At 50.4% G+C, this 13739-nt stretch carries 13 protein-coding genes; 10 read left to right on the top strand and 3 right to left on the bottom strand.

Features of this window, described 5'->3' with window-relative positions:
• Positions 1-65 precede the first annotated feature (65 nt).
• The 10 genes from DXD78_RS02825 to DXD78_RS02780 all read left to right on the top strand — a co-directional run bounded on the left by DXD78_RS02825 (position 66) and on the right by DXD78_RS02780 (position 9978).
• Positions 66-1466, top strand: coding sequence for a TolC family protein (locus tag DXD78_RS02825; RefSeq protein WP_117652479.1), 1401 nt, complete (start codon positions 66-68; stop codon positions 1464-1466).
• Positions 1467-1478: 12 nt separating this feature from the next.
• The gene (locus DXD78_RS02820; protein ID WP_005828067.1) at positions 1479-2708 is read left to right on the top strand and encodes an efflux RND transporter periplasmic adaptor subunit; all 1230 of its coding nucleotides are present in this window, start codon (positions 1479-1481) and stop codon (positions 2706-2708) included.
• Positions 2709-2723: 15 nt separating this feature from the next.
• Positions 2724-3470, top strand: a complete 747-nt coding sequence (locus DXD78_RS02815) for an ABC transporter ATP-binding protein (protein WP_117652478.1) — start codon at positions 2724-2726, stop codon at positions 3468-3470.
• A gap of 53 nt (positions 3471-3523) precedes the next feature.
• Entirely contained in the window at positions 3524-4741 is a 1218-nt protein-coding gene (locus tag DXD78_RS02810; protein WP_117652477.1) for an ABC transporter permease, read from the top strand.
• Between the two features lie 12 nt (positions 4742-4753).
• A complete protein-coding gene (locus DXD78_RS02805; protein WP_009036876.1) occupies positions 4754-5032 on the top strand; it encodes a hypothetical protein in 279 nt (92 codons plus the stop codon).
• The gene (locus tag DXD78_RS02800; protein ID WP_034528704.1) at positions 5010-6077 is read left to right on the top strand and encodes a sensor histidine kinase; all 1068 of its coding nucleotides are present in this window, start codon (positions 5010-5012) and stop codon (positions 6075-6077) included. Before DXD78_RS02805 ends, DXD78_RS02800 begins: the two co-directional genes overlap by 23 nt.
• Positions 6074-6775: a LytTR family DNA-binding domain-containing protein gene (locus tag DXD78_RS02795; protein ID WP_005836276.1), complete on the top strand. Its 702-nt coding sequence runs from the start codon at positions 6074-6076 to the stop codon at positions 6773-6775. Before DXD78_RS02800 ends, DXD78_RS02795 begins: the two co-directional genes overlap by 4 nt.
• A gap of 412 nt (positions 6776-7187) precedes the next feature.
• Positions 7188-7874 (top strand): energy transducer TonB, encoded by a 687-nt coding sequence (locus tag DXD78_RS02790; protein WP_005828058.1) that lies wholly within the window; start codon positions 7188-7190, stop codon positions 7872-7874.
• A gap of 316 nt (positions 7875-8190) precedes the next feature.
• A complete protein-coding gene (gene pdxH / locus DXD78_RS02785; protein WP_005828057.1) occupies positions 8191-8835 on the top strand; it encodes a pyridoxamine 5'-phosphate oxidase in 645 nt (214 codons plus the stop codon).
• Between the two features lie 99 nt (positions 8836-8934).
• Positions 8935-9978 carry a DUF2776 family protein gene (locus DXD78_RS02780; protein ID WP_009036873.1) on the top strand — a complete coding sequence of 348 codons (1044 nt, stop codon included), beginning with the start codon at positions 8935-8937 and terminating at the stop codon, positions 9976-9978.
• Here DXD78_RS02780 and pgl read toward each other — a convergent pair.
• Genes pgl through gnd form a run of 3 tightly spaced genes read right to left on the bottom strand, consistent with a single transcriptional unit; the run spans position 9971 to position 13673 of the window.
• Positions 9971-10687 (bottom strand): 6-phosphogluconolactonase, encoded by a 717-nt coding sequence (pgl, locus tag DXD78_RS02775; RefSeq protein WP_009036872.1) that lies wholly within the window; start codon positions 10685-10687, stop codon positions 9971-9973. The genes DXD78_RS02780 and pgl overlap by 8 nt on opposite strands.
• On the bottom strand, positions 10684-12180 hold the full coding sequence (gene zwf / locus DXD78_RS02770) for a glucose-6-phosphate dehydrogenase (RefSeq protein WP_034528973.1): 1497 nt from the start codon (positions 12178-12180) through the stop codon (positions 10684-10686). The genes pgl and zwf overlap by 4 nt, the downstream gene beginning before the upstream one ends.
• A gap of 17 nt (positions 12181-12197) precedes the next feature.
• Positions 12198-13673 carry a decarboxylating NADP(+)-dependent phosphogluconate dehydrogenase gene (gene gnd, locus DXD78_RS02765; protein ID WP_034528970.1) on the bottom strand — a complete coding sequence of 492 codons (1476 nt, stop codon included), beginning with the start codon at positions 13671-13673 and terminating at the stop codon, positions 12198-12200.
• Between the last annotated feature and the right edge of the window lie 66 nt (positions 13674-13739).

Genomic DNA, 13739 nt, shown 5'->3' with positions numbered 1-13739 from the left:
CACTTTTGCAATCCTTTCTCCACCCCACTACATTTGCAAATGTAAAACCATAGAATAACGAAGATATGACGAACGTAAAAAGATTGACAGTGATAGCGCTATGTATGGCAAGCTGCATGGGAGTGGCCGCCCAAAACGGCACTTCCACGCAGATACCCGGCAGTTCCGAGCAGCCAGCCGACAGCCTGCCCGGCCAATGGGACTTGCAAGCGTGCATCGACTATGCCTTGCAGCAAAACATCACCATCCGCAAGAACCGCCTCAGTGCGGAAAGTGCCCAGGTAGATGTAAAGACCGCCCGAGCCGCTCTCTTCCCCAGCCTTTCGGCCAGTGTGAGCCAGCGTGTCGTGAATCGCCCGAAGAGCGAGACAAACACCATCATCGACGGCGACAACATCACCAGCAGCCAGAGCAAGACTTCCTATAACGGCAGCTACGGCATCGATGCCAACTGGACCCTCTACAACGGCGGGAAACGCCTCAACACCATCAAACAACAGCAACTGAACAACCGCATTGCCGAACTTAGCGTAGCACAGAGCGAGAACAGCATCGAAGAAAGTATCGCACAAACCTACGTACAGATACTCTACGCCGCCGAAGCCGTGAAAGTGAACGAATCGACCCTGGAAGTGAGCCAAGCCGAATGCGAACGCGCCCGCCAGCTTCTCGAAGCAGGAAGCATAGCCAAAAGCGACCTGGCACAACTGGAAGCGCAGGTAAGCACCGACAAGTACCAACTGGTGACCGCACAAGCCACCCTGCAAGACTACAAACTACAACTGAAACAACTCCTGGAACTGGACGGCGAATCCGAGATGAACCTCTACATCCCCACACTCGGCACGGAAAACGTACTGGCACCCCTGCCCACCAAAACGGACGTTTACCGTTCTGCCCTCGTGCTCCGTCCGGAAATAGAAGCCGGCAAACTGAATATACAGACATCCGACCTCGACATCAAAATTGCCCGCGCTGGCTATCTGCCTACGCTGAGCCTCAGCGCCGGCATCGGAACCAGCCATGCCAACGGCAATGACTTCACCTTCAGCGAGCAAGTCAAACAGAACTGGAACAACTCGCTGGGCTTCACCGTAAGCGTGCCTATCTTCAGCAACCGGCAGACCAAGAGTGCCGTAGAGAAAGCCAAGATTCAGAAGCAGACCAGCGAACTGGACCTGCTGGACGACCAAAAAACGCTGTACAAGACCATCGAAACCCTCTGGCTCGATGCCAACAGCGCCCAGCAGCGCTACGCCGCCGCCACAGAGAAACTGAAAAGTACGCAGACCAGCTATGAACTGATTCAAGAGCAGTTCAACCTGGGCATGAAGAATACCGTAGAACTGCTGACTGAGAAAAGCAATCTGCTCAACGCACAGCAGGAGACACTGCAAGCCAAATACATGGCCATACTGAATATGCAGCTACTGAAGTTTTATCAAGGAGAAAAAATCGAATTATAATACCTTATATATATGAACAAAAAAAGAATCATCCTCATTGCCGTAGCTGCCGTAATCATAGTGGGCGGCGGCGTATGGCTCTTCGGTGGTGCCAAGGCCAAGCACAAGGTGACCTACGCCACAGCAACCATCCATAAAGGCGAGATTTCCGAATCCGTAACCGCCACGGGGACCATCGAACCGGTGACGGAAGTGGAAGTGGGTACCCAGGTGAGCGGTATCATCGACAAGATTCATGTAGACTACAATTCCGTAGTAACCAAAGGCCAACTCATTGCCGAGATGGACCGCGTGACACTGCAAAGCGAACTCGCTTCGCAACGCGCCGCCTACAACGGTGCAAAGGCCGAATACGAGTACCAGAAAAAACTCTACGAGCGCAACAAGACGCTGAACGAAAAGCAGCTCATCGCCGCCACGGACTATGAGCAGTCCGTCTATAACTACGAGAAGGCCAAGAGCAACTACGAAAGCAGCCAGGCATCACTGGCAAAGGCTGAACGCAACCTCTCCTACGCCACCATCACCTCTCCCATCGACGGTGTGGTCATCAGCCGCGACGTGGAAGCAGGACAGACCGTGGCTTCCGGCTTCGAGACACCGACACTGTTCACCATCGCTGCCGACCTGACGCAGATGCAGGTTGTGGCCGACGTGGACGAAGCGGACATAGGCGGTGTGGAAGAGGGACAGCGCGCCACGTTTACCGTAGACGCCTACCCGAATGACGTGTTCGAAGGAGTGGTCACACAAATTCGTCTGGGAGATGCCAGCTCAAGCAGCACGTCGAGCACCAGCACCAGCACGGTTGTGACCTACGAAGTAGTCATCTCCGCCCACAACCCGGACCTGAAACTGAAACCACGCCTGACAGCCAACGTCACCATCTTCACCCTCGACCGCAAAGACGTACTGTGCGCTCCTGCCCGTGCCCTGCGCTTCAACCCCGAAAAACCGCTTATCGGCGACAATGATATCGTGAAGGATTGCGAAGGGGAACATAAACTCTGGACCCGCGAAGGCAACACCTTTACCGCCCATCCGGTGAAGATAGGTATCTCCAACGGAGTCAACACGGAAATTATCAGCGGCATTAACGAAGGTACCGTAGTGGTGACCGAAGCCACCATCGGCAGCATGCCCGGCAGCGGCGCTCCGGACATGAGCCAGGAAGCTCCCGGAGGTGAGAAGAGTCCGTTCATGCCTGGCCCTCCGGGAAGTAAGAAGAAGAGCGGAAAATAATACAAAAAAAGAATTATGAATAAAGCAGTCATTGAACTTCAAAATATCAAACGCAACTTCCAGGTGGGGGACGAAACCGTGCATGCCCTGCGCGGCGTCTCGTTCACCATCCGTGAAGGCGAGTTTGTCACCATCATGGGTACATCGGGCTCCGGAAAGTCGACTTTGCTGAATACCCTCGGCTGCCTGGACACGCCCACCAGCGGCGAATACCTGCTGGACGGTATCTCCGTACGCACCATGAGCAAGCCTCAACGCGCCGTACTACGCAACCGTAAAATCGGCTTCGTATTCCAGAGTTACAACCTGCTGCCCAAAACCACTGCCGTGGAAAATGTGGAGCTACCGCTGATGTATAACTCCTCCGTCTCGGCTTCCGAAAGGCGGAGACGTGCCATCGAAGCCCTGCGAGCCGTGGGGCTGGGCGACCGACTGGAACATAAGTCCAATCAGATGTCCGGCGGTCAGATGCAACGCGTAGCCATCGCCCGCGCCTTGGTGAACAATCCCGCCGTTATCCTGGCAGACGAAGCTACGGGTAACCTGGACACCCGTACTTCTTTCGAGATTCTGGTACTGTTCCAAAAGCTGCATGCCGAAGGACGCACCATCATCTTCGTCACCCACAACCCCGAAATAGCCCAGTACAGCAGCCGCAACATCGTGCTGCGCGACGGACAAATCAAGGACGATACCATCAACACCCAAATCCAGAATGCAGCCGAAGCCCTGGCAGCATTGCCTAAGCAGGAGGAGGAATGAGGGATAAGGGATTAAGGATTAGGGATTAATTTTAAACTTTCCATTAAAACGATATGAACGGAACAAACCTTTTCAAAATAGCCTTGCGAGCCTTGAACAACAACAAGCTGCGCGCATTCCTCACCATGCTGGGCATCATCATCGGCGTGGCGTCCGTCATCACGATGCTTGCCATCGGACAAGGTTCGAAGAAAAGCATCCAGGCGCAAATCTCCGAAATGGGCTCCAACATGATTATGATTCACCCCGGTGCCGACATGCGCGGCGGTGTCCGCCAAGACCCCAGCGCCATGCAGACCTTGAAGCTGACCGACTACGAAGCCCTGCGAAACGAAACCAACTTTCTGGCTGCCGTCAGCCCCAATGTCTCCTCCAGCGGGCAGCTCATCGCGGGCAACAACAACTATCCCTCCTCCGTGAGCGGCGTGGGCACGGACTATCTCGAAATCCGGCAGCTCAGCGTGGAGAACGGCGAGATGTTTACCGAAGCCGACATACAGACCTCTGCCAAGGTGTGCGTCATCGGAAAGACCATCCAAGACAACCTCTTCCCCGGCGGAGAGGACCCCGTGGGACGTATCATCCGTTTCAACCAAGTGCCCTTCCGCGTGGTGGGCGTGCTGAAGTCCAAAGGCTACAACTCCATGGGCATGGACCAGGACGACGTAGTGCTTGCCCCCTACAGCACCGTGATGAAACGCCTGCTGGCACAGACCTACCTTAGCGGCATCTTCGCCTCCGCCCTCACCGAGGACATGACGGACAATGCCACCGACGAAATCACCGAAATACTGCGCCGTAACCACAAACTGAAGGAGAGTGACGACGACTTCACCATCCGCAGCCAGCAGGAGCTCAGCACCATGCTGAACTCCACCACCGACCTGATGACCACGCTGCTTGCCTGCATCGCCGGCATCTCGCTCGTAGTGGGCGGCATCGGCATTATGAACATCATGTACGTATCGGTGACGGAACGCACGCGCGAAATCGGCCTGCGCATGAGTGTAGGCGCACGCGGTGTCGACATCTTGAGCCAGTTCCTTATCGAAGCCATCCTTATCAGCATCACCGGAGGCATCATCGGCGTCATCATAGGATGCGGAGCCAGCTGGATAGTGAAGAGCGTTGCCCACTGGCCCATCTTCATCCAGCCGTGGAGTGTATTCCTCTCCTTCGCCGTATGTACCGTCACCGGAGTGTTCTTCGGTTGGTATCCCGCCAAGAAAGCTGCCGACCTCGACCCGATAGAGGCCATACGCTACGAATAACCTATCTCTCTCTTGCCAGAAGTTATCAAGACACGTCCTAAAGTATTAAAGAAAAACTTTCTAAGTATTAAGAAAAAACTTTCTGCCAATAAAGAGAAAAGTTATGCCGAATTAAGGATAATCTCTATCCCAAGCTTTGGGATAGACATCCGCAAGCTTGGGATACATATCCGCAACCTGGAAACGCTTATCCGCAACCTGCGAACAGAGATTTGCTTCGCAGGCAGCGGATATTTCCAATATCCATTAAAATCTGTATCTTTGTATCATGATGAAACAACAGCTCCCTAACCCACGCCACCGCGGCATCGAAACCCTGATACACATCATTGTCTGGGGTATCGTCATCGGTTTCCCCTTTCTGATGATGACACGCAGCGGCTTCAACATCAGCCTCGCGGACTATCTGCGCCACGGTAGCAGCAGTACCCTCTCGTTCTTCCTTGTATTCTACATCAACTACTGCCTCCTCATTCCCCGCTACTTGTTCGAGGGACGCATCCGGCAGTATCTCCTGCTGAACACACTGCTCATCATCTGCATTACCACCGGCGCCCACCTTTGGCAAGAATACACATTCCAAAACCATCTGCGCGGCGATGATGGCGGTCAGCACATAGGTCCTCCCAAATGGATATTCATCTTGCGCGACATCTCGACCATGATTCTTACCGCCGGCCTCAGCGCTGCCATCAAGCTGAGCCGCCGCTGGGCGCAGATGGACGCCGCCCGCCGGGAAGCCGAGAAAAGCCGCACGGAAGCCGAGTTGAAGAACCTGCGCAACCAGCTCAACCCGCACTTCCTGCTCAATACGCTGAACAACATCTACGCCCTCATCGCCTTCGATGCCGACAAGGCACAGACTGCCGTGCAGGAACTGAGCCGACTGCTGCGCCATGTGCTGTATGACAATCAGCAGAACTTCGTCACCCTGGACAAGGAGATGGACTTCATCCGCAACTACATCGAACTGATGCGCATCCGTCTCTCCGCCAACGTCCGTGTGGAAACAAAGATAGACGTCCGACCGGACAGCCGTACGGAAATAGCTCCGCTCATCTTTATTTCCCTCATAGAGAATGCCTTCAAGCATGGCATCTCCCCCACTGAGCCCAGCTTTATCCGTATCCACTTCAGTGAAAGCCCCGGAGAGATACATTGCGAAATAACCAACAGCTATCATCCCAAAAGCGTGGCAGATAAAAGCGGAAGCGGCATCGGCTTGGAACAAGTGCGCAAGCGTCTGGAGCTGACCTATCCCGGTCATTACGACTGGCAGCAAGGAGTGAGTGAGGACATGAAAGAGTATAAATCTATTTTAATTATAAAGATATGAATCTGAAGTGCGCCATTGTAGACGACGAGCCCCTCGCCCTAGGGTTGCTGGAAAGCTACGTCAACAAGACCCCGTTTCTGGAGTTGGTCGGTAAATACTCCAGTGCCGTACAAGCCATCAAGGAGTTGCCCGAGAAGCACATCGACCTGCTTTTCCTAGACATCCAGATGCCCGAACTGAACGGACTGGAATTTTCGAAGATGGTCGATTCCGGCACCCGCATTGTCTTTACCACCGCCTTCGACCAGTATGCCATAGACGGCTACAAAGTCAATGCGCTGGACTACCTGCTGAAACCCATCTCCTACGTCGACTTTCTGCAGGCTGCCAACAAGGCTGTGCAATGGTTTGAATTGCTGCAACAGCCCAAGGAAGAGATTCAGAGCATCTTCGTAAAGAGCGAGTATAAGCTGGTGCAAATCGAATTGAGTAAAATTCTGTACATAGAGGGGCTGAAAGACTATCTCAAAATCTACGAGGAGGATTCTCCCAAGCCTATCCTGTCTCTCATGAGCATGAAGGCAATGGAGGAACTTCTGCCTGCCTCGCGTTTCATGCGCGTCCACCGTTCCTACATTGTTCAGAAGAATAAAATACGTATTATAGACCGTGGCCGCATCGTGTTCGGAAAGAATTACATCCCGATAAGTGACAGCTATAAACAAGCTTTTCAAGAATTTTTAGACCAAAGAAGCTAAAAAAATCGACTAATCCGTCGATAAAATCGGAAAAAACGTCGATTTATTATAGAATCCTTTTGCATATTAAAATATGTTTTTTTATCTTTGCACCGAACAGATAGGAGTTGTGAAACTCCCCCAATAGAATAGTTTAGTTAAGTCTAGTTTAGTTTTTGTGTGAAGCACTTCCTCCGTAAGCGAACGCTGGAAGTGCTTTTTACATATCAACACTATTTAATCCACAAGCAGAAAAATTATCAAAGCAAATTTAAAAAACTATATATAACTACATACCAAACACCAACATAACATTCATTTTCTTATCTTTAATACAGAAACAAGTGGGCACGCATGTTTTATGATTTTACTAATCACATCTGTATAATGTTAGTTTCGCGACAACCATTATACGGTAATAATCTTGTAAATTATGGAAATCAAGAAAACATCCAAAGCAAGCCTGGAAAACAAGAAGTCAAGTTGGCTACTTGTAGGTTATGTAATTGTGCTGGTCTTCATGTTCGTTGCATTTGAATGGTCGAAGCGTGATGTTAGGATTGACATGAGCGGTGCTATTACCGAGAACGTATTTGAGCAGGAAATTGAAATTCCTATCACGGAGCAACCCGAATTAGTAGCTCCACCACCCCCTCAAGCTCCTGCAATTGCCGAGGTATTGACAATTGTGGATGATAATGACAATGTGAAAGAAACAGCCATTGCCTCTTCCGAAGAAATCGGTGAAGCTGTAATCATCAAACCCATATCTCCAACCGTAGATGAAGAGATTCCGGTAGAGGATGAGATTTTTGAAGTTGTAGAGAAGAATCCCGAGTTTTCTTATAATGGCATGAGTCTGATGCAATATCTGGGTAAGAGTATAAAATACCCGACTATTGCACAAGAGACCGGAACCCAGGGGCGCGTAATAGTACAATTCGTTGTCAACAAAGACGGCAGCATCGTAGATGTAAAAGTAGTAAGAGGCGTAGATCCCTATCTGGACAAAGAAGCTATCCGTGTGATTTCCACCATGCCCAAATGGAAACCCGGTGAGCAACGAGGCAAACCGGTCCGTTGTAAATTCACAGTTCCCGTAATGTTTAAATTACAATAGCAGACATGCCAGTGTCCACTTTCCACTTGTCTTCATAAGGTAATCTCCAATATCCGAGGGTGTGTCGAAACTGGTATTCACCACAGATTACACAGATTTGCACAGATAAGCATCTTTGATTATCAGTAGATTAAGCTCATTCTGTGTTAATCCGTGTAATCTGTGGTGAATTTTGACACACCCCCATTTTTTTAAGTATCAACACAGCCATTTCCTTCTTCCATATTTTTCTTTCCGCAGAAAAACAAAAACATTCAGCCCTCTCAGACTGTTACATAGAAAAACAATATATCACTCCTGATAAAACCACACGATAATGAAATCACAACTCTTTGACATCAGAAGAGAATATAAGAAAGGCAGGCTGACACCGGGTAACCTCAACGACAATCCCTTTGAGCAATTCGACCATTGGCTGAACGATGCTATCCATAGTGATGAGTACGAGCCCACCGCCATGACGGTAGCTACAGTCTCGACAGACGGGCATCCTTCTACACGCACAGTGTTGCTGAAAGGGGTGGAAAATGGCCGTTTCATCTTCTTCACCAACTACGAAAGCAGAAAAGGCCGGCAACTGACTGCAAATCCGTATATATCCTTATCTTTCGTATGGCACAAACTGGAAAGGCAAATACACATTGAAGGAAAAGCTGAAAGATGCGCTCCTGCCGATTCTGACGCCTATTTTGCAAGCAGGCCTTACAAAAGTAAAATCGGGGCGAGGATTTCACCCCAAAGTCACGTCATCGGCAGCCGTATGGAGATAATGCGCGCGTTCGTCCGCGAAGCGGCAACATGGATAGGGCAAAGTATCAAACGTCCCGACAACTGGGGAGGTTTTGCCGTCACCCCTTTCCGTTTTGAATTCTGGCAAGGACGGGAAAGCAGGCTACACGACCGTTTCCTCTATTCCCAACAAGCGGATGGCAGCTGGAAAAAGGAGAGGCTGGCTCCCTAAATACGGACAGGCAAACACTTCTCATCACAAATAAATCTTAAAAGGAGGAACAAAGCTGCAGAAACGCTGTTTGAAGGGGAAACTCTAAAAACAACAGTTATGAATTACGGTATCAGTATTCTTTTCAGGGCCATACCCTTGTTGATGGCCCTTTTCTGTTTCGGCTACGGAGCCTTTGTGCTCCACGAAGGACTGGATTCGGCAAAATTTGTGGCCGGTCCGGTAGTATTTTCCTTAGGGATGATTTGCATTGCCTTGTTCGCCACAGCGGCAACAATCATTAGACAAATCATTCATACCTACAATCCGATAGTCAGATACGCACTTCCGGTTATCGGTTACCTGGCAGCCGTACTCACAGTAATCTATGGTTGGAGTTACATGCACGAAGCTGCCACGGCAAGCAATTTCGTGGCAGGACACGTGATTTGCGGAGTCGGTTTCATCACAGCTTGTGTAGCTACCACAGCCACAGCCTCCACCCGCTTCACCCTCATTCCCGCCAACTCGGAACGTACCGACCAGCTACAACCTGCCGATGCATTCAATTCCTCCCAGGGATATATCCTGATAGCAGTTGCCACCCTTATGGCAGTAATGGCATGGATATGGGCCTTCTGGCTATTGTCAAAAAGCAGCGAGCACAATGCATATTATGTAGCAGGCCATGTCATGGCAGGACTTGCTTGTATCTGTTCCAGCCTGGTAGCGCTGGTTGCAACCATCGTCCGCCAGATACGTAACAACTATACAAAGGCTGAGCGGAAACGGTGGCCGGCCCTTGTTTTGATAATGGGCAGCATCAGCATTCTCTGGGGACTTCTGGTCTTAGCCAACAGCAATCCGGCACTCTCCTCCACAGGATATATTATGATAGGCCTGGGACTGGTATGCTACAGCATTTCCAGCAAAGTCATCCTGCTTGCCGCCATCTGGCGGAACACTTTCAAGCTGGCCAACCGCATCCCGCTGATTCCGGTCTTCACGGCCCTGGCTTGTCTGTTTCTCTCCGCCTTTCTGTTTGAGATGGCAGGCCTGCACAATGCCTATTTTGTCCCTGCACGCGTACTGGCCGGTTTGGGAGGCATCTGCTTTACATTATTCTCCATCGTAAGCATTCTGGAGAGCGGTACATCTAAGTAGACATTTTCCCGCCATTGGCCTGAGCATCGAGGAACAATTCCACACGCTCGGCATGGTGGGCCACGTAAGCTGCCGGACCGGTATCCCCGGAATCAAGAATATCGCGGACCACATCCGCCTTATTCTTGCCGGTAACAAAGAAAATAAGATTCTTCGCAGCAAACAAAAGGCAGCCGGTCATGGCTATGCGTTTCTGCCCATTATAGGGATTGACACTCACCTCATAAGGATGAAAGGAAGAAAGCAGATATTCCTGCCCCGGAAAGATAGAGGAGGTATGCCCGTCGTCTCCAGCACCGAGCAAAACGACATCGAAGGCCGGGAAACCACCCCAAAGCGGAACCGTGCGGCAAACCAGCGTCGAATAGTTCTTTGCTTCAATCTCCGGGCGGTTCACTCCATAAATAGGATAAACGTATTCATCGGGAATGCCTACTTCATCCAACAGCAAACGGCGCATGGTACCATAATTGCTCTCATAATCCTCTGCCGGCACACACCGTTCATCCACCCAATAAATCCGCATCCGCATCCAAGGAGTCACCTCCTTGTACTCGTTGGCCCAAATGTCAAACATCAGCGAAGGAGTACTTCCCCCACTGAATGCAAAATAAAAGGTCTTTTCCGGCTCACGCTCCATCATCGCAATCAAATGTTCAATCAACGCATGTGCCGTAGCTGTAGCCGAATGGTAAACATAACTTTTCATAACTCGCAATATTCATCTGTATTAGTCAAATTCTTACACGGATTAGTCCACTCAGCACCATGTTCGTGCATCATCGCTTCACTTTCCAAAGGTCCCCACGTACCTACGGGATACCCATATAAAGGAGCATCCGTATGCTCTTTCCAATAACGCAACACGGGATCGAAAAAGCGCCATGAAGCCTCTACCGCGTCGCTGCGGGTAAAGAGTGTAGGGTCACCTTGTATGCAGTCCTCTATCAGACGGGCATAGGCATCGCCGGTAGGCAACCCGCCCAACTGGTCATAACTGAAGTCCATCATCACCTGCTTCACGTCAAATCCCGGTCCGGGAGTCTTCATGCCGAATTTCAGCACAATGCCTTCATTGGGTTGCAGGCGGAGAATCAGCTTATTCGCGCGGGGACAATGTCCACCCTCGCAACGAAACATCTGATGGGGCGTCTCACGGAAATGTACAACAATCTCAGTCACCTTTGTCGGCATTTGTTTGCCGGTACGGATATAGAAAGGAACACCCTTCCACCGCCAGTTGTTAATACCGATTTTCATGGCAATATACGTTTCGGTACGCGAATCAGGTGCCACGTTCTTCTCTTCCCTATACCCGGCTTTCGAGCCCGAAGCCGTATATTGTCCGCGGACAATGTGTTCCTCCAAATCCTCCTCTGTCAAGGGGGCCAATGACTCATAGACCTTCACCACCTCGTTGCGGAAATTATCGGCATTGAAAACGGCAGGCGGTTCCAATGCTGTGAGCGCCACAAGCTGTATGAGGTGGTTTTGTACCATATCGCGCAGGGCTCCGGCACCTTCATAGAATCCGCCACGTCCTTCGATACCCAGATTCTCTACGGCTGTAATCTCCACATAGTCTATATAATTACGGTTCCATAGCGGTTCGAAGATTCCGTTGGCAAAACGGAAGGCGAGAATGTTCTGCGCCGTTTCCTTACCCAAAAAATGGTCGATGCGGTAAATCTGATGCTCCTTGAAAACGGAAGCATAAATGCTATTCAGCTTTCTGGCTGACTCCAAATCGTAACCGAACGGCTTTTCAACGATGATACGCGTATCAGGACGGTTCAGACCGGCCGCCTTCAAGTGCAAGGGAATGACACCGTACAAGGAAGGTGGAGTAGCCAGATAGAACAGCAGGTTGTCCGGTTTCTGCTCACCGGTAAGCTCTTGTAAACGTCCGTCCAGCAGATGATAGCCTTCAACCTCGGCGGGATCCAATGTCTGGTAATGCAGATGGCTGCAAAAATCCCTCATTTTATCTTCCACCTGCTCTTTGGAAGCTACGAACTTACTCAATTCACTCATTATATATTCTTGGTAACGGGCATCCGTATACTCGGTGCGTCCTATCCCCAGAATGGAGAATCCTTCCGGCAACCGCCCGCCACTATACAAAGTATAGAGCGCCGGCATCAGTTTGCGCTTCGTCAAGTCACCCGAAGCGCCGAATATAACAATCACTAATTTCTTCATCATCTTCTCCCCCTTTCTCACACATTGTACGTACCCGATTTCGTATCTCCTCCGTGTCCCGTCCAATTTTCATGGAAAAACTGTCCACGCAACTCGTCTGTCCTTTCAAAGGTATGCGCACCAAAATAGTCACGTTGCGCCTGAATCATATTGGCAGGCAACTTGGCAGACACCAGCGAATAGAAATAATTCAAGGCGGACGAGAATGCAGGCACCGGAAGTTCCTCTTTCATGGATTGTGCCACCAGATGTTTCCAGCCGGAAAGCAACAGCTGCATTTCATTTTTGAAATAAGGAGCCAACAGCAGATGTTTGGGCTTGTCTTTTGCCTCGAAAGCCGTAGCTATGTCGTTCAGGAAAATACTACGGATGATGCAGCCGCCCCGCCACATGCGTGCGATGGATGCCAAATCGAGGTTCCAGGCAAAAGCGTCGGATGCACGCTGCAACACGGCGAATCCCTGAGCATATGACACTAATTTGGAAGCATAGAGTGCGGAATAGATATCCTTCACCATCTCCGACTTGTTGTACACCGCCTGCGAGCGTCGGCATACAAATTGCTTGGAAGCCGTTTCACGCAAGCCCTTCTGTGCCGACAAACTACGTTCGAACACAGCCGTAGCAATCAGCCCCAACGGCATGCCCAGCTCCATCGCATTGATAACGGACCACTTGCCCGTACCTTTCTGTCCGGCGGTATCCAATATCTTATCTATCAGGTAACCTCCTGATTTGTCCTTATGACGCAGTATGTTGGCGGTAATTTCAATGAGATAGCTACGCAACTTACCCTCATTCCAATCAGCAAAGATTTCCGCCATCTGTCCATTGTCCAGACCAAGCAGATTCTTCATCACCCAATAAGCTTCGGCAATAAGCTGCATATCTCCATATTCGATACCGTTATGTATCATCTTGACGAAATGACCGGAACCGGCAGGACCAATCCACTGGCAGCACGGGGTACCGTCAGATGCTTTTGCCGCAATACTCTGCAGGATAGGCTTCACCTCAGACCAGGCACTTTCAGAGCCTCCGGGCATGATAGACGCGCCGTTCAGCGCTCCTTCCTCTCCACCGGAAACTCCGGCTCCCACAAAACGGAAGCCTTTCTTTTCGGCCAATGCCACACGCCGGTTGGTGTCCTCATAATTGGAATTGCCACCGTCAATCAGGATATCCCCTTCGGACAAATGGGGAAACAGCTGTTCCATCAGTTCATCCACCGCACTGCCGGCACGAACCATCATCATTATTTTGCGGGGTATGGCAATGGAAGTTACAAATTCGGCTATATCTGTATAGCCTTCAATTTTTTTCCCTTTGGCGCGGCCGTTCACAAAACGCTCCACCACCCCTTCTTCCACTCCCGGAACCGTACGATTATATACCGAAACATTCCATCCCTTATCTGCCATATTGAGGGCCAAATTCTCGCCCATAACTGCCAGACCGATAAGTCCAATGTCTGTTTTATTTAAATTCTTCATATTCATGTAAATTTTGTCTTTATATGGAAACAAAATGCTAACAGCATTTGTTCGTATGAATTACGA

Source organism: Bacteroides sp. D20 (assembly GCF_003436255.1).
Classification (GTDB): Bacteria; Bacteroidota; Bacteroidia; order Bacteroidales; family Bacteroidaceae; genus Bacteroides; species Bacteroides uniformis.
Note: the sequence above shows the minus strand (reverse complement) of the source record. Positions and strands in the feature narration are given on the sequence as shown.